The following is a 22682-nucleotide window of genomic DNA, read 5'->3' on the forward strand; positions in this document are numbered from 1 at the left end:
AGGCAACGCAAGTGGAAAGGAGGCGAGCAATGGAAAAGGTGAGGTGGGACAGGGGGTGCTGGGGCCCGTCACTGGGCTGGCCAGGGACAATCCCTGTACTGGTTGTGCTGTTCATGGCTCTTTTGCTTCCCGTTGAGGCCAGCTCCGCAGATCAGGTCTTTGTTCAGAGTGTCAAGGCCGCACTCCTGGGGCAACCACAACTGGGTGCGGTCAGGGTGGCCGAAGTCGAGCAGGGGGCTGCACTCCCCGTGGTGAAGCAACAGGGTGCCTGGTACCAGGTCCGCTACCAGGACCAACAAGCGTGGATCTCCCGCTTGCTGGTTGCCGATCAGCCTCCGGGCGGAAAAGTATCGCTGCTGGTTTCGGATGAGGCGGATCTGGCCAGCGGCGCCCGGCGCCGGGCCTCTTCCTTTACCACTGCGGCGGCCGCCCGGGGATTGTCGGAGGATCGCAAACGATTGGACGGTGGTTTTTGGACCGCGGATATGTCCCAAGTGGAGAAGGTCGAGAAACTTAAGGTGACCCAATCCGAGGTTCTGGAGTTTCTCAAAGGAGTCGAGCAATGAACGGCGGGTCGAACTATTGTCGAACCCTGTGGGCCCTGATCTTTTGCGGGCTGGCGCTCCCTCTGCTGTGGTTCCTGCCGGCGGAAGCGGCAAATCAGGAGTACCGATTGCGTGTCTCCCAGCAGCAGGAGGCGTTCCAGGACCTGGACGACGTGCGGGCGGAAATTGCCTTTGGTCGCGAGGTGGCAGCCCATCTGCTGGGGCAGTACGGTCTTTACGACGACGAGGAAATGACCCGCTACGTCACCCTGGTCGGGCAGGGGCTGATTCTCTACTGCGGGCGCCCAGACCTGGAATACCATTTTGCCATATTGGATCGGGATGAACCCAATGCCTTTGCCGCCCCTGGAGGCTATGTCTTCGTCACCCGGGGCGCGCTGGCGGTGATGACGGACGAGAGCGAATTGGCCGCGGTACTGGGGCATGAAATAGGGCACATCAACGAGAAGCATATCGTCCATGAACTCAAGATTCGCGGGCGTGAAGAACAGGGCGGCGCCCTTCTTTCCAGTCTGATTGGCGGTACGACCGATCCGATGCGCGTCGCGTTTTCCCAGATGGTCGATATCGCCACCGATATCCTGCTCAAGCGTGGTTACAAACAGGAGGATGAGGAGACGGCCGATCGTCTGGGAGTAACGATTCCGGCGATGACCGGCTATGATCCGACCGCGATGATTCGATTTTTGAACACCCTCTCCGCGCGCGCTGATTCAACGACGGCTCCCGTCCTCGGGACCCACCGGGCCAATGCCGTGCGGATCAGTGAATTGAAGGAATTTCTGCACGACAACGACCTGGTTGAGAAATCGTCCAACACTCTCCAAGAAAGGTTTGCCGCCCATGTCCGATTCTGATTCCAACGTCAAGGTGTGGTTGGGAGGGATGGTTCTGCTATTCGCCCTTTGTGCCGGCGCTGTCCCGGTCTCTGCCGACCAGTTTCATTATAAAAACAACCTTATTGGCGAACGGGCCAGCGGCTTGGCCGGTGCCTACACGGCGGTATCGGACTCTCCGGCCGGATGTTTCTACAATCCGGCGGGCATGGTCTATATCCCCGGAAACAGCCTCTCCGCCAGTGTCAATGCCTACAACTATTCCAGCAAGGTCTACAAAAACACCCTGACCCGGGCTGATGGTACCGGTGTCGATTATGAACAGAAGTCTTCGGTCCTTCTGCCCAACTATTTCGGCTTTGTCAGCAATCTCGGCCGCGTGAAAATGGGACTTTCCTATGCGGTTCCCGATGCCAGCCAAAGTAACCAGAAGCAGGTCTTTTCCAATCTGGTATCCACAATCGGCACCCAGATTGACCGCTATACCATCAATATCAACGATGTCGACAACACCTACCAGTTCGGCCCCAGTCTGGCGTTTGCCCTGGGCGACAAATGGGCAATCGGTACCACGGTTTACGCGCATTACCGTAATGCAACCGTCATTCGCAACCAGCTGGTTGAACTGGCGAATCAGGAATTCGAATGGACCAATCAGTACCAGGATCGTACCGATTGGGGTGTGCAGCCAAAGCTCGGATTGATGGGCGAATTGACGGATAAACTGACCCTCGGGCTGACCGTGTCGCGGCTCTGGATCACTTCGACCGATTACCGTGAGCAAACCACCTATCGCGGGATTTCGAGCAGTGGTTACAGCGATCCGAACCTGGTCGATTTCACTATCGTGAATTCTGAGAACAAGCCGACCTATCCCTGGGTGACGACAGTCGGCCTGGCCTGGTTCCCCTCGCCGCGGTTGCTGTTATCCTGTGACGCCAGCTATTACTCTGAAGTCAGCGGCGCCTCAGCCAAGGAGGCAACATTCAATCTTGCTGCGGGAGCGGAATATTATTTCACCGACAGGCTGGCCCTGCGTGGTGGACTCTTTACCGATCGGAGCAATACCCCTGATTTTCAGCCCGGGCTGGTCAACCAAGCCGAGCACGTCGATCTTTATGGCGGGACTTTAAGCATGACGCGCTTTACCAAGGCGAGCGCAACGACCCTCGGAGTTGGTTACGCGACCGGGTCCGGCGATGCTCAGATGGGGGCCAATAGCACCAGGAGCCAAACAGTCGAAGTTGACAATCTTAGCGTTTATCTCTCGGCCTCTTACAGCTTTTAGCGTGAGAATTGCGCTGACCGATGGGTCGTATCAGCTTGGTCGAATTTTGGAACCGGCCACATAGGGTGGCTGGAATGGTTTTTAATTTGGAATGGGAGGATATGATGAAACGATTGGGAAGATTTCTTTCTTTGGCCCTGTTCGTAACATTGCTAGTCGCGGGATGCGGTGGTGGTGGGGATTCGGGTGTGACTGCTCCGCCGCCAACGGAAAACCCAGTCAAAGCTTCGATTACGGCCCCCGCAACTATTGCACTAAATCAGGATGTTGTCATTAGCGGCGAAGGGTCGGTTTCTCCCAATGCGACGGCGCTGACCTATCAATGGTCGGTGGTTCAGGGGCCCACCTCCGATTCGGCAGTTCTGACTTCGCCGCAGGGCAAGACTGCTCGTTTGAAGGCTGTATCGGAGGGCTCCTATAAGGTCCGCTTGACCGTGTCCGACGGGGTGACCACCGATATGGCCGAGAAAACCATGGTGGCCGACCTTGATGGAGATGGCTTGCTCGGTTCAGCTGACAGCGACAGCGACGGTGATGGAGTTCTCAATACGGCCGACGCTTTTCCGGACAACAAGGTCGAGTGGATCGATTCAGATGGGGACGGCATTGGTAACTATGCTGACTCTGACGAAGATAATGACGGTGTTGACGATGCGCTCGATGCCTATCCCTTTGATGCGCTACAATCGGTTCTGGCGGTATTTTCGGAGACCGAATTCAACGGCAACATTAACGACGCCGATGTTCTGAGTGGAACCTATCCTGCTTTGATTCATGGGACTCTAGAGCCCGGTTCTACCTATACTGTCGATGATGACTACTTCCGGTTTGCTGCGACGGGCGGAGACATTGTAACCGTTGCCCTCAGCATGACCGGGAACGTTTTCGAGCCGGTTCTGGCTGTTCTGGATACCAATGGATTGCCTCTGCCATCGATTGAAGGCCAGGTCGGATCTTTGGTTGGTGATGTTGTTGTGGGTTTGCGCATTCCTGTGGATGGCAACTACACGGTAGTGGTTAGTGATAAACAGAGCAAGGCCAATCCTGCTTTTGGTTACGAGTTGCGATTGATTAAAGATTCCGATATGGACGGCTTGCCGGATGACCTGGAATTGGCCATGGGCATGCTTCCCGACGAGCCCGATGCGGATGGCGATGCGATCGGTGACGGCGAAGAGTTTTTTGCAGAGAAAGGCAGCTTTGACATTGACGGCGATGGTATCCCCGCTTGGTGGGATAACGATTCGGACATGGATGGGATTACAGACAAACTCGAAGGGCAGGGCGATGCCGACGGCGATGGCATTCCTAGCTTTCTTGACAATGATTCGGACGCAAACGGTATTCCCGATGCCAGCGAAGTAGGGATTAATCCCAATTTCCCCCTCGACTCAGATGGCGATGGAATCCCCGACTTTCTCGACAGTGACGACGATAACGATGGCCTCATCGATTCTCTCGATCCTGACCGGAATGCCGTAGCGACCCTCTCTGGACTGCTTGACCCGCAGCAAAGGGTGTTGCTGTCGGACGTTGTTGCGACCGTCGTTGATCCGAGCAGTAACCAGAGTTACCAGATTAGGGAAATTGCCCGGGCAGGGGATTTGATCACCTTGAACGGAGAAGGGTTTTCGCCTTCCGCAGCGGTTTTATTGCAGACCCTGTCGGCTACGGAGAATATCACTCCGATCACAGTTTCTGACAGTCAGCTAACCTTTGCCCTGCCCGCTTCGATCCAGCAGGGACGGGTCAGTATTGCGGTAGGATCGGGTTCCAAGGTTTCGAATGCCCTTGACCTGATCGTGGTAAGTGCCACCCATCCGGTTTTGTACCCCGTAACCGGTGGAAGCGTAATGCCCGGAGATTCTTTGGTTTTAAGTGGTCAAAACCTTTCGGCCAACACGGTCAATGTGGTATTCGGGACGGTTGCTGCAGGGGTGAATAGCTGGGAGATCAGCAATACTGCGCTGACAGTGACGGTTCCAACCAGCGCGGAAAGCGGAGATTTGCGGGTTGTGGCGCTTGGTACTTCAAACCCGGTAAATCTGAAAGTGACACGATCGATCAGTGGAGTCATTGAACTTCCTGCCGGATCGACCCTCGTTCCGAGTGCACTTTTGGCTGAGTTCGGGACAGACAAGGTGGCAATCGATGCCACTGGCGCCTTCCTGCTGCCGGTTCTCAACCAGGGGACCTCTTCTGTCACAGTATTCGCTCCAGCCGATGCTACCCATAAACCGGCCGTCTTCCTCTCAGCAACGGTTCTCGCCGGGCAGTCCAGTGTTACGATGAACCCGCAATCGACTGCCACTGATATTGTTTTTGGTGCCATGGGCCTGGAATCGTCCATTGAACGGGCCGACCATGCCGCAGCGCTTGCAATCGTCGCAAGTTCCGTAACTGACTTCACCACTTACCTTGATCAGAACTTGGGAAGTAACAGTTATTTTCTGGAAGATTATCTTGCGCCAGGATTGCAGGCTCAGATTATAAGCGCTGTTGGTGCAGCCGGAGCGGCGATCGATCAGGCGATAGCCAACGGAACCATTCACCTGGCCCCCAAAGTAACTGCGGCGCTGGCTCGTGCAGCTGCCGTAAGTACCGGAAATCCAGACATCCAGCCGGCCTATTCACAAGAAGATTTTGTCGTTAGTTTTGTTAATGCAGGGACTTTGGGCACTGGCGCCATCAACGGTAAGATCAATGTCGAAAATGACACTATGCTTTTTGCGGATGTCGAAGCCCGGGACGCCTTTAACTCCAAGGTGCTTCCAGGTAATACGTTTGTCGATCGTTTCTTCTCCTCTGATCTGCTCGGTCCGCAAAATGGTCTCTGGGGGGGGTATTGGGGTAGCGACAAGGAGATGGACCTGAAGTATCGCAGTGCCGTTTTGACCGTCCGGACGCCCGGGCTCCGAATGGAATCCTGGGACGACTACTACAATTCGCCCTCCTTCAAATTGGCCCTACGCACCTTTTTGAGTCAGGCGGTTGTACCGGTCGTCAACACGGTTGTCGGGATCAAGGCCAGCGATACAAAAACCGAGATTATTTTGAAGGTCCTTTTCGATTTTGGAGTTTTCGATGGAATCGAGCAAGTCTGGACCAACGGTGACTTTGTGGGCGGGGTCGGGCAGATTGTTAAAAAGACCCTGAACACCCAGGTCCTCGAAAATCTGGTTAAGGCTGTGGCCGAAGCCTACCTGGGAACGATCGACCCGCAGGACGTGGTCAAACTGGCTGCCAAACTCGGGCTCAAACTGACTCCCTGGGGTTCCGCCGAAACGGTGGTATCGGTGGGTGGAACGGCCATCGACCTGGGGGCTCTGGCCATCGACATGACGACCACTCACAGCAAAATCGAATTCAAGGTGCTCTTCCCGGTGGCCATCGAAACCATATCACCGACTGCGATCCAGAGAGACGATACCAATAAACAGGTCAAATTGCAGGGCCCGGGCATTGGCCCGGCTACATTCAAGGGGACCCGCTATACCCCCACCGTTGTGTTCAAAGATTCCAAGGGAAATGAGTATGAGGAGACCAACCCGATTCCTTCCACCTTCCTGATCCCGGTCGGCGCTGCAGCGCCCAATGATGAGCTGACCTGCACACTGCCGGCGACTTGGCTGAAAGATGCGGTAGGCCCAATTACCGTGACCCTTCACCATCACCATATCGACTATACCCTGATTAATGAGATATATCCGGTGACACTCGACGCACCAAATCCCATTGAACTGGTCGATAACCTGACTCTCTCCGCAATCGCTCCCGACAAAGGTGGCTGGGGCGACAAGGTCGAGCTGACGGGTGCCGGATTTTCAGACAATCTCGCGGGAAACACCGTCTATTTTACCGGCCCTTCAGGCAGCCAGATTTCAGCAGGAATTACAGCGGCCTCTTCTACCTCGCTTTCTGCGATAGTTCCGAAAGGAGCCGAAACGGGGCCGGTTTGGGTTGAGGTAAAGGGTGAACAAAGTAATTCGATTGGGTTCACCGTCGAACAAAGTCTTCACAATTTTACCATCGGGGATAATGGGGCGGCCACCGATGACACCTTCGCTCTGTATATTGATGGTGAATTGATAATTTCCATGGGTACTCCGGCGATAAGCGTCTCTGCCGATGTTCCTCTGACCAATGGGATCCACTCGGTTACCATGCGCGGGATTACCGCCCCGGATTCCATCGGCACCTATTACATTTCTTTCCCGAGCACCGTCACAGTTTTGAGTGGTGATGCCCAGACCGGGACTGATATGACTGCCGGAGTTACAAAGACCTGGACGATCGAAACCAGTGCTGGACAAGCGCAGGCTGCTGCCAACAGGGCCGTGACTCCGACGATTCGCTGGAAGGAATAACGAACTTATCCCGACAAGGTAGTATTGAGACAGTCGCGTTGTTATGGAGGTCATTTTGCCGATAATCAAGGAACGCCGGATCTTTTACTGGGGACTCGGTTATGCGGTATTTGTGTTGATCGGTTTTTTGGCCCGCGAAAATATGGGGACTTCAGGCCGAGGTCCTGGCATCCAATTCTGGTCGCCGTTGGCTTGGGCCGGGATTGGCATGCCAGGGCTCCTCCTTATGATTGCAGGAATCTGGCCGGACTCAGCGCTAGGGAGGCCAGGAAAGCTGCTTTTTGATTTGTATGCGTGGGTGTACCGCAAGAAAAAGTAAGTTTTTTTAATCGATAATGTGAAAGTTTGCTTCTCTGCCTCCCGCAGCTTCTAGTTCAGGGGCGGCCGGAGGAAGGTCATTCCCCTTGCCCTGAGGAAATGGACGTGATATTGTCCCCGAAAATTCCGGGAAATACGGACTAACCCCTTGTGAATGAAGGAGAATGTTGATGCCAAGCGGGAGAATGAGTTGGAACTGGGTGCTGCTGTTGGCTGTCGCGTTGGTGATGAGCGGCTGTTGCGGGATGCACTGCAAGCAGAAGGCGAGGGTGCAATGTGACAAGTGCGGAATGCGTGGTGCCGCCATGGCAGCCCCCATGACGGCCGACCAGGCGGCGGAGCGTCATGACCTCCTTTACGTCTGCAACTGCGGTCCCGAGTGCAAGTGCAATACCGTCAGTACCAAGCCCGGGAAATGTGCCTGTGGCCAGCCGCTGGTGCCCTACCACGTGGTAAAGGTCGAAGGGGACGAGGCGCTCCTCTGCACCTGCGGCGCCGACTGCAAATGTGCCATCGACCCGGCCGACAATACCAAGTGTGGTTGCGGCAAGGAGGTCAAACGTGTCAGCCTGAAGGGGACCGGCATCTTCTTCTGCAACTGTGGCGGGTCCTGTTTCTGCAACACCGTCGCCGATCAACCGGGGCAGTGCAAGTGCGGCATGCCGCTGAAGAAGGCCGACTGACCCTGGCAAAAAGGGCAATCGTATAATGAGCAAAGGGAGAGGCAGCGCCTCTCCCTTTGCCGTTCAGTGCCCCTCTGCGGCGACTGGCGGGGCGACGAAAGCCTTGTTCCCCGGAACCGCCCGGTGTAAAGTAGCAGCTCGGAAAATTCCCCGCAGCGAGGTCTGTTCATGTCCGACAGCACTCCCTTCGGCCGGGTGCGTACCCTGCTGGAGATGATCAAGTTTTCCCACACCGTCTTCGCCTTCCCCTTTGCGTTGATGGGGGCGACCCTGGCGGCGCTGAAGACGGGTGCGCCGCCGACGGCCGGGCAAATCCTCTGGATCTGCCTGGCGATGGTCGGCGCCCGTTCCGGGGCGATGGGGCTCAACCGCATTATCGACGCCAAGATCGACGCCGAGAATCCCCGCACCGCCGGCCGCCATATCCCGGCCGGCATGGTCTCGACCCGCGAGGCCTGGCTCTTTGTCCTCGCCTCCTTTGCGCTGCTGCTGGTCGCCGCCTGGATGCTCAACCCCCTGTGCTTCTACCTCAGCCCGGTGGCGCTCTTCTTCCTTGCCCTCTACTCCTTTTGCAAGCGCTTCACGGCGCTGGCCCACGTCGTCCTCGGCATCTGCCTCGGCGCCGCTCCGGTCGGCGCCTGGATCGCCCTGCGCGGTGACGTCTCCTGGCAGGTGGTGGCGCTGGGGCTGGCGGTCCTCTTCTGGGTGGCCGGCTTCGATGTCTTCTACGCTCTGCAGGATCTCGATTTCGACCGCGACAAGGGGCTCCACTCGATTCCGGTCAAGCTCGGCGTGACGCGCTCTCTGTGGCTGGTGCGCGCCTTTCATGCAATGATGGTCTTCCTGCTGTTGCTGCTGCTGATCGGGACCGGCCTCGGCTGGATCTACCTGCTCGGCGTGGCGGTGGTGGCGGGGCTGCTGATCTATGAACACCGGCTGGTCAGGCCCGACGACCTTTCCAAGCTCGACGCGGCCTTTTTCAACATGAACGGTTATGTGAGCGTGGCGATCTTCCTCTTTACCCTGGTCGATGCTTTAACCTAACGCGGGATTGCGAAGGGAGGCGACGATGAAACGGATCGTAGTGGCGATCACCGGCGCGTCCGGTTCGATCTACGGCCTGCGCCTGGTCGAGGAGCTGCTGAAGCAGGAGTGCCGGGTGACCCTGCTCTTCTCCAAGGCGGGGCTCGAGGTCATGCGCTACGAGACCGGCCTCGGCTGGGAAGGGACGACCGGCCAGCGGCTGCAGCTGATGCGGGACTACTTCGGCGGCGACCGCCACCTCGAGCACTTCGGCTGCGATGACCTCTTCGCCGCCATCGCCAGCGGTTCCTCCGCCCCCGACGCGGTGGTCATCGCCCCCTGTTCGATGGGGACGGCGGGGCGCCTCGCCGCCGGGCTCTCGGGCAACCTGATCGAGCGGGTTGCCGATGTCGCCCTCAAGGAGCGTCGCGACCTGGTCCTGGTCCCCCGCGAGACGCCGCTCAATGCCATCCATCTCGAGAACCTGCTCAAGCTCTCCCGGGCCGGGGCGCAGATCCTGCCGGCGATGCCGGCCTTCTACCACAAGCCGCAGAGCCTGGCCGAGGCGGTCGACTTCGTGGTCGGCAAGATTCTCGACAGCCTCGGCGTCGCGCATGCGCTTTTCACCCGCTGGGGGGAGGAATAAAGCTGACGGAGAAATGCGGCTCTCCCCCGTTCGCTGACGCTCACTAGAGAACGCAAAGAGCACAGAGGTGCCCATTCCTTTTTAATCTCAGGTGGGTCGAATTCCCCGAAGCTTGCTTCGATGAAAGCGATCAATCTAAACTTTTGATACCCCGTAGCTTGCTGCGGGGAGATTCATTTCTTCGTGTCCTCTGTGATCTCTGTGCGAGACGATTTACGTTTTTTGAGGTAAAGCACCGATGGCAAATATTTTCGAAACTCTCCACCAGAAGCTCGCCGCCGGCCTGCGCATCACCGATGCCGAGGCGCTGGCGCTCTTCGAGTCGACCGACCTGCTCGCCATCGGTGACCTGGCCGCCTACGCCAATCAGCTGCAGAACGGCGAGAAGGTCTACTTTAACGTCAACCGCCACATCAACTACACCAACCTCTGCGTCAACCGCTGTACCTTCTGCGCCTTCTCCAAGGGGGTGGAGGACGAGGGGTGCTACACCCTGGCCCTCAACGACATCCTGGAAAAATGCGCCGAGGCAGCGGCGGCCGGGGCGACCGAGATTCACATGGTCGGCGGGCTCCATCCCGATCTCCCCTTCGACTTCTACCTCGAGATGCTGGCGGCGATCCGCGCCGACCAGCCGCAGCTCCACGTCAAGGCCTTCACCGCAGTGGAGATCGACTACTTCGCCGCCCTCACCGGGCAGCGGGTCGAGGCCGTGATCGCCGAGTTGATGCAGGCCGGACTCGGTTCCATGCCCGGCGGCGGCGCCGAGATCTTCGCCCCGGCGGTGCGCCAGCAGATCTGTCCGGAGAAGATCAGCGGCGCGCGCTGGCTCGAGGTGGTCGAGGCGGTTCATCGGCAGGGGCTGAAGACCAACGCCACCATGCTCTTCGGCCATGTCGAGGGGCACCAGGATCGGGTCGATCATCTGAGCAAGCTGCGCGAGCTGCAGGACCGCACTGGCGGCTTCCAGGCCTTTATCCCGCTCGCCTTCCAGCCCGACAACACCCGGGTGCCGGGGGCGAAGGGGGTCGGCGGGGTCGATGCCCTGAAGACGCTGGCGATCAGCCGCATCTACCTCGACAACTTCCGCCACATCAAGGCCTACTGGGTGATGCTGGGGCTGAAGATCGCCCAGGTGGCGCTTGCTTTTGGCGTCAACGACCTCGACGGCACCGTGGTCGAAGAGAAGATCGGCCATGACGCCGGCGCCGAGGCGCCGCAGGCGCTGGCCAAGGAGCAGCTTTGCGACCTGATCCGCAAGGCCGGGAAGGTGCCGGTGGAGCGCGATACGCTGTATCATGAGTTGAAGGTGTACTGACATGGCTTCAATCGATAAATTCCCGGGGATGACCCTTTATCCGCTGATTTTTCCCGATGCCGAAGAGGCGGTGGTCGGCGTCATCCTGCCTCGCAAGGTCGGCAAGGCCAAGGCCGGTGAGTACAGTTTTGTCGAGGCCTATTGCACCGATCCGGGGTGCGACTGCCGGCGCACCGTACTCTACGTCGTCGACGGCAAGGGGAAGCAGGCGGCAGTGATCGAGTTCGGCTTCGATGCCGACGAACCGCTCGCCGGTCCCTACCTGAACGAATATGCCCGGCAGCCGGCGGCAGCCGCAGACCTGCTCCGGGTTTTTGTCGATCTGATCAACGAATCTCCTGACTGGCTCAAGGGGATGTACCGCCACTACAAGGAAGTGCGCAAAAAAGTGGACGGACATGCTTACCGGGGGAAACCCTTCCCCAAACCGGGCTCGGTGGTGCGAACCATCAAGCCGCCGCCGGAAGAGGATCCGTTAGAGGCCTTCGAGAGTCTGCTCAAGGCGGCGGTGCGCACGCCGCCAGCGGGCGGGCGCAAGAAAAAAGCTGCAGTCACGGCCCAAGGGAGCCTGTTCCCCGACACGGGGCCGGTTGCCGGGGGCACCACCGGTTGGGTCGAGCGCTGCCGGCGGGAGGCGGGTGCGCCCTTTGAAACCACCAACCTGAGGCAGACCGAGCTGCGCGGTTATTTGTATGCGAACCCCCGGGCCGCGGACGAACTGGCCGGCCTGCTGGTCGGGTATGACCGCGCCGGTGACGAAACGCATCTCGATGCGGGTCTGGGGCTGCTGCGCGACGCCCTGGAGATCCTGCGGGTCGATCTGGAACGGCGCCGTCCCGAGGCGGCGCGGCACATGGAAAAGTGGCAGGAGGCCCTGGCCCGGCATGTCTTTGCCGAAGGGGTTGCGCCCCAACTCGGCGCCATGGTGACCCAGATTCTGCTCGATGCCCGCGTCGAGATTCTTCCACTCCTGCACGAGGCCAACCGCCGGCGCATGCTGGCCGGGCTCGATGCCGATGCCGATTTCGTCGCCGACCCCGAACAGGTGCTGCGCGAACTGCTGGAGGCGCTGGAACAGGACGGCGCCGGCACCCCCCACGAATTCTTTGAAGCGGTCCTGCAAATGATGTCGGTGGGAGATTTCGAGGTCCAGGTCAATCTCTGCCGGTTGATGTTGGGGGCTGAGCATTCGACGATTCGCGAGGCGGCGGTGCTGATGCTCTTTCATCCGCAGGCCGAGGTGCGCTCCGGAGTGGCGCAGGTGCTGGCCGAGGTCGAAGGGAATCGGTTGACCCCGGCGAGCCTGCGGCGGCTGATCGTCGCCCGCAACTGGTTCCCCGAGGCGCAGCGCAGCCTGATCGATCAGGCGGTGACCAACGCCCGTAAGGCGCGGATCGAATGTGCGCCCCTGCCCAAACGGGTAGCGGCGACGGTCTACGGCAGCGCCGTCGACGGCGCGATGGCCCAGACCTTTCAGGTGCTGGTGCCTGTGGGGACGGGATTCCTCTGCTACTCGGTCATGCCCAAAAAGGGGGCCGGCATCGCCGACGCTTTTCTGGTTCCCCTGGCGGGCAAACGCGAGCGCAACGAGCTGCTCGCCATGCTGCGTCACGAGACCGGCGCGGTCGAAGTCTCGGCCGACTACCTGAACCGGCGCATCAGCCAGGCCCTGGCCGACGGCGCGGCGCAGGACAAGGTCCCCTGCCACTGGCTGGTGGCCATCGCCGAACGCCTCGGCTGCGATCAGTGGAAAGCCGCACCTTTCAAGGCCCGTGCCGAGCTCGCCGCCCTGCGTGCCGAGCTCGAACGCCGGGGTGAGCGTTTTGTGACCACGCGCTACCGGGAAAAGGCTCTTGAGGATGCCGCGGCCTGGGCCGAAGAGCAACCCTTTGCCTACTCCTGGTTCGAGGACGATGTCGAGGTCGACCGGGTGGTGGAAAAGGCTCTCGGCAAGCGCCGCCGCCTCGACGTGGACAAATGCATCGATGCGATTCTGAAGAAGATCCTCCAGCCGCGCCGGAGCCAGTGGGTCGAACGCCTGGTGCTGGCCGCCCTCTGGCTCAAGGCGGCGAAAAAGCCGCCGGTCCCCTGGGAACAGATGGCGCATGTGGCCGCGGCGGTGGCCGACGAGACTCTGCCGCTGGAAGAGATTCCGTTGATGGTGATGATCGCCGGACACAGTTTCGGCGCCTGGATGGGACGGCAGGAAGAAGGGGGATAGGCGATGCCCAGTTGGCGTTGGCCACCTTTGAAGAGCGGTGGACCGGCGATTACCTCTTCGAGAACGAGTGGCAGAGCTTCCGCACCAAGAAGGACCGCTCGCTGGAGCTGGTCAGCGTCGCCCACGAATGCCCGCCGGGGAGGCGGAAGATCGCGGTGAAGGTGGTCGATATCTTCGGCAACGACACCATGACGATTGTCGAGGTGCGGTATGACCTTGGTTCATCTTCAAATAAAGGAGGGGGCTCCGATGAGTAAAAACAGAAAGATTGAGGTGCTGGAAAAAGAGGTCGGCATACGGACGATCAATCAGGAGGACTACATCTGTCTGACGGACATCGGTCGCTACAAAGACAGCGAACGAACGGACGACCTGATTCGAAACTGGGTTCGCAACCGCAACACCATCGAATTTCTCGGCATCTGGGAACAGCTGAATAACCCGGCGTTTAATTCCGTCGAATTCGACGGGTTTAGAAAACAGGCCGGGCTGAACAGTTTTACCCTGACGCCAAAGCAATGGATCGAGAAGACCGGAGCCATCGGCCTCGTTTCCAGAGCGGGACGCTATGGCGGGACCTACGCGCACAAGGATATTGCCTTCGAGTTCGCCTCCTGGATTTCGGTCGAGTTCAAACTCTACCTGATCAAGGAGTTCCAGCGGCTCAAGGAATCCGAGCAGGCGCAGCTGGGTTGGGATATCAAGCGCAATCTGACGAAGATCAACTATCGCATCCATACCGATGCCGTGAAGGAAAATCTGATCCCACCGACCCTGACGGCAAAAGAAACCAGCCTGATTTACGCCCATGAGGCCGACGTGCTGAACATGGCGCTGTTCGGTATGACCGCCAAACAATGGCGTGAAACGAATCCGGGGGAAAAGGGGAATATCCGCGACGAAGCGAATGTCGCCCAGCTTATCTGTCTTTCCAACCTCGAAAACCTGAATGCTCTTTTCATCAGCGACGGCTTGCCGCAAGCGAAACGGCTGCAGAAGCTCAACAGAATCGCCATAAACCAGATGAGGCTGTTGACGGAAGACCTGGGAGTGAAAAAACTGGAGGAGAAGCAATAAGTACGGCCCAGGAACTTCGGCCAGCTACTTGAAGGCTTCAAGGCATATCTGTGATACCCATGGAAGCGATCCAAAAAAACATTGAAACCGGCGCAGGCATCGACCGCGATCAGGCGCTCTGGCTGCTGACTGCGGCCGACCTCCTCGCTGTCGGCAAGCTGGCCGATGTGATTCGGCGACGGAAGCACCCGCAGGGACGGGTGACCTTCGTGGTTGATCGCAACGTCAACTACACCAACGTCTGCCAGTCGCAGTGCAGGTTCTGCGCTTTCTATCGCGATGCCGATGCCAGCGACGCCTACCTCCTCGACTTCGAGGCGATCTTCGACAAGATCGCCGAGCTGGTGGCGCACGGCGGAACCCAGCTGCTGATGCAGGGAGGGCTGCACCCGGAATTGAAAGTCGACTGGTTCGAGGCGCTCTTCCGCCAGATCAAGGAGCGCTTCCCGCAGGTGCAGGTTCACTCCCTGTCGCCGGCCGAGGTGATCCACACCGCGCAGCTCTCCGGGATTTCGATGCCCGAGTGCCTGCGGCGCCTGCAGGCGGCCGGCCTCGACTCGGTCCCCGGTGGCGGCGCCGAGGTGCTGGTCGATGAAGTCCGCCAGGAGATCTCCCCCAACAAGATCGGCTGGCGCGACTGGGCGGCGGTGATGGAGGAGGCGCATTTGCTGGGGATGAGAACCACTGCGACCATGATGTTCGGCAGCAGGGAGCGCCCCGCGGACATCGTCGAGCACCTCTTCCGGGTACGGGAGATCCAGGCAAAGTCGGGCGGCTTTACCGCCTTCATCCCCTGGACCTACCAACCCGGCGGCACCGAGCTCGGCGGCGCCACCGCGAGCGGGGTCGAGTACCTGAAAGTGCTGGCGCTGTCGCGCATCGTTCTCGACAACATCGACAACATCCAGGCGAGCTGGGTGACGCAGGGGGCGATGATGGCCCAGGTCTCCCTCTTTTTCGGCGCCAACGACCTCGGCGGCACGATGCTGGAGGAGAACGTCGTCGCCGCCGCCGGCTGCTCCTTCCGCCTGTCGCAGGATGAGATCATCGAGTTGGCGCGCGGGGCCGGGTTTGTGCCGGCGAAGCGCAATACCAAGTACGAGATTCTGGAAACTTACTAGCCACAGAGACACAGAGGCCCAGAGAAAATCTTTTGAAAGCAGGTTAGCCTCCGCGTCTCTGTGCCTCCGTGGCAAGATTGAGGATTTTATGATCCCCCTGCGCAAGAACATTTCCGAGATGGCCGGCTACGTCCCCGGCTTCCAGCCCGCCGACGAAGCGGCCTGGATCAAGCTCAACACCAACGAGAACCCCTATCCACCTTCGCCCAAAGTGGCGGCGGCGATCCTCGCCGAGGTCGGCGGCGACGGCGCCAGCCTGCGCAAGTATCCGGATGCGGCGAGCAAAGAGCTGCGCCAGGTAGCGGCCGAGCTCTACGGCTTCGACCCGTCCTGGGTGATCAGCGCCAACGGCTCCGACGAACTGCTCAACAACCTGATCCGCGCCTTCGCCGGGGAAGGGGAGGAGATCGCTTACGTCCACCCCTCCTACTCCTACTACGCGACCCTCGCTGAGATCCAGGGAGCGAAGATCCGCACCTTCGGGCTGACGGCCGACTTCAAGCTGGCCGACTTCCCGGCCAGCTACGACGGCAAGCTCTTTTTCCTCACCAGCCCCAACGCGCCGCTCGGGTTTGCCTTTCCCCTCGCCTATATCGAGGAGATCGCCCAGCGCTGCGCCGGGATGCTGGTGGTCGACGAGGCCTATGTCGACTTCGCCGACGCGACGGCGCTGGAGCTGGTGCGCAAGTACGACAACGTCGTCGTCACCCGCACCTTCTCCAAGAGCTACCAGCTCGCCGGCATGCGCCTTGGCCTCGCCCTCGCCCGCTCCGAGGTAATCGCCGGTCTCGACAAGATCCGCGACCACTACCATCTCGACCGCCTGGCACTGGTGGCGGCGAGCGCGGCGCTGCGCGACCAGGCCTACCTGAAGGAGACGGTGGCCAGAATCCGCGCTACCCGGGCGCGTTTCGTCACCGGCCTCCAGGCGATCGGCTACACCAGCATCGACTCGCAGACCAACTTCGTTTTCGCCTCGCCGCCGGACCGTGACGGCAAGCGGGTTTATGATGCTCTCTACGCCCGCAAGATCCTGGTGCGCTACTTCTCCGACCCGCTGCTTCGCCATGGTCTGCGGATCACCGTCGGCACCGATGCCGAGATTGACGCTCTGCTGGCGGCGCTGCGGGAGATCGGGTAAATCCTAATCGCCACAGAGACACGGAGACCCAGAGGGAACCGAAAATTGAGCCAAGGTTCAAACCGTCTTTTCGATATTGATTTTCTCCGTGTCTCTGTGCCTCTGTGGCTAATGATCTATGCCTGAATTGCCTTTTGCGCAGGTTGCCCCGCTCCTCCTCGCCTGGTACGGCAAGGCCGGCCGCGACCTCCCCTGGCGCAACACACGCGACCCCTACCGGGTCTGGCTTTCGGAGATCATGCTGCAGCAGACCGGAGTGGCGGCGGTCATTCCCTATTTCGAAAAATTCCTGGCGCGCTTCCCCGATCTGGAGGCCCTGGCCACGGCCCCGGTGGAAGAGGTTATCGAACTCTGGGCGGGTTTGGGCTACTACTCCCGCGCCCGCAACCTGCACGCGACAGCGCGCGAGGTGGTCGCTGGCTACGCCGGGAGCTTTCCGCAAACGCTGGAGGCGCTGACGGCGCTCCCCGGTATTGGCCGTTCCACCGCCGGGGCGATCCTCTCCATCGCGTTTGATGTGCCGGCCCCGATCCTCGACGGCAACGTGCGCCGGGTCCTCTGCCGGCTCTTCGCCTGGCAGGAAGACCCGCGCAGCAGCGCCGCCGAAAGGCAGCTCTGGCGCTGGGCCGAAGCCCTGACGCCGCTTGATCGTCCCCACGACTACGCCCAGGCGATCATGGACCTTGGTGCCACCCTCTGTACCCCGACTGCCCCCGCCTGCGAGCGTTGCCCGCTGGAGAACCTCTGCCAGGGGCGGGCGCTGGGGATCGCTGCCGAACTGCCGCGTCGCCAAAACAGGCAGAAGGTGCCGACCCGGATCCAGGTCGCCCTGCTGCTCGATTGCGACGGTTCCTTCCTGGTACGTCGTCGCCCCCTTGCCGGCATGCTGGCCGGGCTCTGGGAGTTCCCCGGGACGGCGGTGGCGGCGGGGGAAACCCCGGAGGTGGCCGCGGGGCGGTTGCTGCGCGAATTGGGCGGGGAGGGGAGACTGCGTTTCGCCGGCGGTATCGAGCATGCCTACAGTCACTTCAGGCTCGACCTGCACCTCTTTCGGGCCGACGCGCCGGCAGCGCTGCAGGTGGCGGAAGCGGCCGAGAGCCGTTGGTTGACCCGGGCCGAGCTCGCCGGCTTTCCCCTGCACGGCGCCCACAAAAAGGCGCTGGTGCTGTTGTAAAACCGAGCAGGGCGTCTCTCACCCGTTCGCTTTGCTCTCTTGAGATCACGGAGGAAACCTCTTCTGTTGGTAACTCCCCTTGGGTCTGTCCACTGTCATTTCCGTTGACACAGTCAGCGCCGCACTTTTCTGGCCCCTTATTTTGAATCCCTCGGTGCTCTCCGTGTTCTCTGTGCGAGACGCCCCTGGTATTCACATCCCCTGGAGTATTCATGCCCGCACCGATCCTGACCGAAAGTTCCGCCGTCGCCGCCTTTGCCGCCGAGCTGGCGCACTTTGATTCTATCGCCGTCGACCTCGAGGCCGACTCGATGCACTGCTACCGGGAGAAGGTCTGCCTGTTGCAGTTCACCACCCCGGAGCGGACCGTGCTGGTCGATCCCCTCGCCGGGGGCGACCTCGCGCCGCTGGGGCCGGTGCTGGCCGACCCCGCCATCCGCAAACTCTTCCACGCCGCCGACTACGATATCCGCTGTCTGCACCGCGATTTCGGCTTCGTCGTCAGTGGTCTCTTCGACACCATGATCGCCTGCCAGTTCCTCGGCGAAGAGAAGGTTGGCCTGGCCGATATTCTCGGCAAGTACTTTGGGGTGGAACTCGACAAACAGTACCAGCGTGCCGACTGGGCGGTGCGCCCCCTTTCGACCGAGATGATCCGTTACGCCGCCGAGGATACCCGGCACCTGCATAAGCTGGCGGCTCTGCTCGAAGAGAAGTTGCGCCAGAAGGGGCGCCTGGAGTGGGTGGCCGAAGAGTTCCGCATCCTCGAGCAGGGGCGTTTTGCCGACAACTCCGGGCCCCTTTACCTACGCTTCAAGGGGGCCGCCGCGTTGCGTCCCCGGCAGCTGGCGGTCCTCGAGGCGCTGCTGCAGTGGCGCGACGCCGAGGCCTGCAAGCGCGACCGGCCCCTCTATAAGGTGGTCGGCAACAAGCCGCTGCTGGCCATCGCCCAGGCGCCGCCGCAGAACCTGCAGGGGCTTGTTGCCGTCGAGGGAATATCGCCGCGCCAGGTCGATCGTTACGGCAAGGCGCTGCTCGGGGCGATCGAGTCCGGGTTGGCGGTTGCGGAGCAGGATCTGCCGAGCATGCCCCGTGGCGAGCGCCGGGTGCGCGACCCCGAAGTGGATGCGCGTCTCGCCGGACTGAAGAAGTGGCGCGAGGCCAAGGCCACGGCGCTGGAGATCGACCCCGGGGTGTTGATCAACAATACCCTCCTTGAGGAGCTGGCGCGGCGCCAGCCCCGGAAGGAGGCCGAGCTGGCAACGATTCCCGGCCTCAAACAGTGGCAGCGGCGCGAACTGGGCGCCGATATTCTCGCCCAGCTGGCGCCCTGAACCCGACATCGAGTTTCCCAAGTATTTGTAATTACAGACATCTGAATCGACATCTGGCGGCACGCCACCAGATGTCCGCTGGCGGCGCGGATCATTCCGACTATCATGGCAACAAACGCACCACTTGCCTTGAAAGGAGGTTCACCATGATCCGCATCCTCATCTCCAGTGCTTCCCTGCTCCTCTGCGTCCTGCTGCTGACCCCGACCCCCGGCCAGGCTGCCGGCCATGCCGGTACCACCTTTACCGTCGCCGTTCATGGTGACTCTGCATACCCGGTCGCCCACCGGGAAGGGGACCGCCGCGAGGTTGCCCGGGATCATTACCGCGACCGGGATGGCTGCCGCCACCAGGAAGAGCGTCATGACCGGCGGCGGGATCACCGGGACTGGCGAAATGATCGTCGCCAGGACGCTCGCCAGGACCGCCACCGCGCTGCCCCGCCCCGTTACGCCTATCGCGAGCAGCGCACCGTGGTGCTGCTGCCGCCCCCCTTCCTGTTGCTCCCTCCCTTCTGGCGTTAGCCGCTACAGCTGCCTTTCCCCGGGGCGGGGCCGGTTGCGACCGGCCCCGCCCCGCCTTTTTCGCCCCACCGCGATTGCAGCGGGGCGCGTTTTGGCCGATACTTAAACCCATGCACCGACTCCTCGCCTTCTCTCCCCACGAACGGGTTCTGGCCGGCCTGCTCAAGGAACGCCTCGAGCAGGAGGGGATTGCCTGTCTGCTGCGCAATGAAGAGCTCTTTGCCGCCATGGGGGAGTTGCCCTTTTTGGAGCTGCGGCCGGAACTCTGGGTGGTCGACGCCGAAGTTCTGCCGCGCGCCCGGCTTCTCATCGAGGCCTGGCTCCATCCGGTCAGGACGGAACGACCCTGGTGCTGTCCCGGTTGCGGCGAGGTGCTGGAAGGGCAGTTCGGGGGGTGCTGGAAGTGCGGCCGGGCCCGGGAAGAGGCGGATGCCGGTACCTGATAAGGAGCTTTCCATGAATAATCGGACCCTGGGGCGCAACCAGTTCGCCAGCGACAATTATGCCGGTATCTGCCCGGAAGCCTGGGCGGCGATGGCGGCGGCCAACAGCGGCTATGCCCCTTCCTACGGCGCCGACCCCTGGACCGAACGGGCCTGTGACCGCTTGCGGGAGTTTTTCGACAGCGACTGCCAGGTCTTCTTCGTCTTCAACGGCACCGCGGCCAACTCCCTCGCCCTCTCCAGCCTCTGCCGCTCCTACCACAGCATTATCTGCCATGAGCTCGCCCACATCGAAACCGATGAGTGCGGCGCGCCGGAGTTCTTCAGCAACGGCAACAAGCTGCTGCTGGTCCCCGGAGCCCACGGCAAGGTCGATCTGGAGGCGGTCGAGCATACCGTGTTGCGACGCAGCGATATTCACTACCCCAAGCCGCAGGTGCTGAGTATCAGCCAGGCGACCGAGCTCGGGACCCTCTACAGCACGGAGGAGCTGACGGCGGTGGGGGAGACCTGCCGCCGGCTCGGCCTGCGGCTGCATATGGATGGCGCCCGCTTCGCCAACGCGTTGGCTGCCACCGGCGCGGCCCCGGCCGACCTCTCCTGGCGGGCGGGGGTCGATGTTCTCTCCTTCGGCGGCGCCAAGTGCGGCATGGCGGTGGGGGAGGCGGTGGTCTTTTTCGACCGGGACCTCGCCGTCGAGTTCGACTACCGCTGCAAGCAGGCCGGGCAGCTCGCCTCGAAGATGCGTTTTCTGGCGGCGCCCTGGATCGGCCTGCTCGAGGAGGGTGCCCTGTTGCGTCATGCCGGCCACGCCAACGCCATGGCGCGGCAACTGGCCGAACGACTGACGGCGATTTCCGGGGTGACGGTGGTGCATCCCTGCCAGGCCAACGCCGTCTTCGTCAGCCTGGACCAGGCGCTGATCGACGGCCTGCGGGAGCGCGGCTGGCAGTTCTACACCTTTATCGGCAGCGGCCAGGCCCGCTTCATGTGCTCCTGGAGTACCTGTGTCGAAGACCTGGATGCTCTCGCCGCCGATCTGCAGGCGTTGGCCGCCGGCTGAGGGGCGGCGCGGCTGGAGGAGGAACAAAGCCGGGGGAGAGCTATAAAGCTCTCCCCCGGCTTTGTTGGCGGCAGGTGGGTTATCCGGCGTCGGTCAGCCGGCCGCGCCCGGCAGCCCCGGTTCGGTGAGCGGCCGCGGATCGAGAAGGCGGGCGAGCTCGTCGGCGTCGAGGTCCCCCGCCGCCAGGACCACTTCCCGGATCGTCTTCTGCTCCTCGCTCGCCTGCTTGGCAAGGGCGGCGGCGCGGTCATAGCCGAGAACCGGGGCGAGGGCGGTCACCATCGCCAGGCTGCGCTCGATAAGCGACTCGCAGCGCTGGCGGTCCGCCTGCAGCCCCTTGACGCAGCGGGCGGCAAAGAGGGTGCTCGCCCGTTCCAGCAGGCTGATCGACTGCAGCAGGTTGTGAGTCATGACCGGCATCATCACGTTGAGCTCGAAGTTGCCCGAGAGACCGGAGAGGCCGATGGCGGCGTCGTTGCCGATGACCTGGGTGCAGACCTGGATAAGGCTCTCGGCCATTACCGGGTTGACCTTGCCGGGCATGATCGAGCTCCCCGGCTGCACCGCCGGCAGCACCAGCTCGCCGAGGCCGCAGCGGGGGCCGCTGGCGAGGAAGCGGATATCGTTGGCGATCTTGAAGAGGGCGGCGGCGGTGCCGCGCAGCGCGCCGCTGGCAGCCACCGCGGCGTCCCGGGCGGCCTGGGCTTCGAAGTGGTTGACCGCTTCGCGAAAGGAGAGGCCGGTAACCTCGGCGAGGCCAGCGATGACGCGGCCGGCAAATTCCGGGTGGGTGTTGATGCCGGTGCCGAGGGCGGTGCCGCCGAGGGGGAGCTCCAAAAGGCCCTCCTGGGCCTCCTCCAGCCGGCGGATGGCGAGGGCGACCTGGCGCGCGTAGCCGGAAAAGATCTGCCCGAGGCGTACCGGGACCGCGTCCTGCAGGTGGGTGCGGCCGATGGTGACGATATCGTCAAAGGCTTCGGCCTTCTCGCCGAGGGCCTCCTGCAGGCTGAAGAGGGCCGGCATCAGGCGCTGGCGGATCTCCACCGCCGCGGCGAGGTGGAGGGCGGTGGGGATGACGTCGTTGCTCGACTGGCCGAGGTTGACATGGTCGTTGGGGTGGATCGCCGGCCCGCCGGAACTGGCGCCGAGAAGCTGGGCGGCGCGGTTGGCGATGACCTCGTTGGCGTTCATGTTGGTGCTGGTGCCGGAGCCGGTCTGGAAGATGTCGACCACGAAGTGGGCGTCGAGGCGCCCTTCGATAACCTCCTCGGCCGCTTCCATGATCGCCATGGCGCGATCGCGGTCGAGCAGGCCCAGTTCGAGGTTGACCCGGGCTGCCCGCTCCTTGATCATCCCCAGGGCGCGCAGGAAGGGGCGCGGGAAGACCAGGCCGGAGACCGGAAAGTTTTCGACGGCGCGGGCGGTCTGGGCGCCGTAGAGGGCATCGACGGGGACCTCCATCGTCCCCATGGAATCGCGTTCAGTGCGGGTAGTGGCCATGCGGATACTCCTTGATTACGGATGGTTGCCGGCGCTGCC

The 22682-nt window shown here is 61.5% G+C and carries 18 protein-coding genes and 1 pseudogene; 18 read left to right on the top strand and 1 reads right to left on the bottom strand.

What is annotated here, in order from left to right:
- Positions 1-113 precede the first annotated feature (113 nt).
- The 18 genes and pseudogenes from DBW_RS02505 to DBW_RS02595 all read left to right on the top strand — a co-directional run bounded on the left by DBW_RS02505 (position 114) and on the right by DBW_RS02595 (position 21143).
- Complete coding sequence (locus DBW_RS02505; RefSeq protein WP_197463711.1) at positions 114-566, top strand: SH3 domain-containing protein; 453 nt, start codon at positions 114-116, stop codon at positions 564-566.
- Positions 563-1423 carry a M48 family metalloprotease gene (locus DBW_RS02510; RefSeq protein WP_066723760.1) on the top strand — a complete coding sequence of 287 codons (861 nt, stop codon included), beginning with the start codon at positions 563-565 and terminating at the stop codon, positions 1421-1423. Before DBW_RS02505 ends, DBW_RS02510 begins: the two co-directional genes overlap by 4 nt.
- Positions 1410-2690: an OmpP1/FadL family transporter gene (locus DBW_RS02515; RefSeq protein WP_082820142.1), complete on the top strand. Its 1281-nt coding sequence runs from the start codon at positions 1410-1412 to the stop codon at positions 2688-2690. Before DBW_RS02510 ends, DBW_RS02515 begins: the two co-directional genes overlap by 14 nt.
- Before the next feature lie 104 nt (positions 2691-2794).
- Positions 2795-7057: a PKD domain-containing protein gene (locus DBW_RS02520; RefSeq protein WP_197463712.1), complete on the top strand. Its 4263-nt coding sequence runs from the start codon at positions 2795-2797 to the stop codon at positions 7055-7057.
- A 488-nt stretch (positions 7058-7545) separates the two neighbouring features.
- A complete protein-coding gene (locus tag DBW_RS02530; protein ID WP_157471719.1) occupies positions 7546-8058 on the top strand; it encodes a hypothetical protein in 513 nt (170 codons plus the stop codon).
- Between the two features lie 168 nt (positions 8059-8226).
- The gene (locus DBW_RS02535) at positions 8227-9102 is read left to right on the top strand and encodes a UbiA-like polyprenyltransferase (protein WP_066723774.1); all 876 of its coding nucleotides are present in this window, start codon (positions 8227-8229) and stop codon (positions 9100-9102) included.
- A 25-nt stretch (positions 9103-9127) separates the two neighbouring features.
- A complete protein-coding gene (locus DBW_RS02540) occupies positions 9128-9727 on the top strand; it encodes a UbiX family flavin prenyltransferase (protein WP_066723777.1) in 600 nt (199 codons plus the stop codon).
- Between the two features lie 238 nt (positions 9728-9965).
- Positions 9966-11045, top strand: a complete 1080-nt coding sequence (gene mqnE / locus DBW_RS02545; protein ID WP_066723779.1) for an aminofutalosine synthase MqnE — start codon at positions 9966-9968, stop codon at positions 11043-11045.
- Position 11046: 1 nt separating this feature from the next.
- Positions 11047-13266 (top strand): hypothetical protein, encoded by a 2220-nt coding sequence (locus DBW_RS02550; RefSeq protein WP_066723782.1) that lies wholly within the window; start codon positions 11047-11049, stop codon positions 13264-13266.
- Positions 13267-13292: 26 nt separating this feature from the next.
- A pseudogene (locus DBW_RS02555) lies at positions 13293-13523 on the top strand (hypothetical protein); the annotation flags it as partial.
- Positions 13516-14343 carry a KilA-N domain-containing protein gene (locus DBW_RS02560; protein ID WP_066723788.1) on the top strand — a complete coding sequence of 276 codons (828 nt, stop codon included), beginning with the start codon at positions 13516-13518 and terminating at the stop codon, positions 14341-14343. The pseudogene DBW_RS02555 and the gene DBW_RS02560, both read left to right, overlap by 8 nt.
- Positions 14344-14402: 59 nt before the next feature.
- Positions 14403-15464, top strand: a complete 1062-nt coding sequence (mqnC, locus tag DBW_RS02565; RefSeq protein ID WP_066723791.1) for a cyclic dehypoxanthinyl futalosine synthase — start codon at positions 14403-14405, stop codon at positions 15462-15464.
- Positions 15465-15552: 88 nt separating this feature from the next.
- Complete coding sequence (hisC, locus tag DBW_RS02570) at positions 15553-16605, top strand: histidinol-phosphate transaminase (RefSeq protein WP_066723793.1); 1053 nt, start codon at positions 15553-15555, stop codon at positions 16603-16605.
- 118 nt (positions 16606-16723) lie between these two features.
- Positions 16724-17779 carry an A/G-specific adenine glycosylase gene (gene mutY / locus DBW_RS02575; RefSeq protein ID WP_066723794.1) on the top strand — a complete coding sequence of 352 codons (1056 nt, stop codon included), beginning with the start codon at positions 16724-16726 and terminating at the stop codon, positions 17777-17779.
- Between the two features lie 212 nt (positions 17780-17991).
- Complete coding sequence (locus DBW_RS02580; protein ID WP_066723796.1) at positions 17992-19113, top strand: ribonuclease D; 1122 nt, start codon at positions 17992-17994, stop codon at positions 19111-19113.
- A gap of 146 nt (positions 19114-19259) precedes the next feature.
- Positions 19260-19637 carry a hypothetical protein gene (locus DBW_RS02585; protein WP_066723799.1) on the top strand — a complete coding sequence of 126 codons (378 nt, stop codon included), beginning with the start codon at positions 19260-19262 and terminating at the stop codon, positions 19635-19637.
- Between the two features lie 110 nt (positions 19638-19747).
- The gene (locus DBW_RS02590; protein WP_066723801.1) at positions 19748-20080 is read left to right on the top strand and encodes a putative signal transducing protein; all 333 of its coding nucleotides are present in this window, start codon (positions 19748-19750) and stop codon (positions 20078-20080) included.
- 13 nt (positions 20081-20093) lie between these two features.
- Positions 20094-21143 (top strand): threonine aldolase family protein, encoded by a 1050-nt coding sequence (locus tag DBW_RS02595; protein WP_066723803.1) that lies wholly within the window; start codon positions 20094-20096, stop codon positions 21141-21143.
- Positions 21144-21236: 93 nt separating this feature from the next.
- Here DBW_RS02595 and DBW_RS02600 read toward each other — a convergent pair whose 3' ends face one another.
- Complete coding sequence (locus DBW_RS02600) at positions 21237-22643, bottom strand: class II fumarate hydratase (RefSeq protein ID WP_066723806.1); 1407 nt, start codon at positions 22641-22643, stop codon at positions 21237-21239.
- Between the last annotated feature and the right edge of the window lie 39 nt (positions 22644-22682).

Origin of the sequence: Desulfuromonas sp. DDH964 (genome assembly GCF_001611275.1) — a bacterium.
Lineage (GTDB): Bacteria > Desulfobacterota > Desulfuromonadia > Desulfuromonadales > DDH964 > DDH964.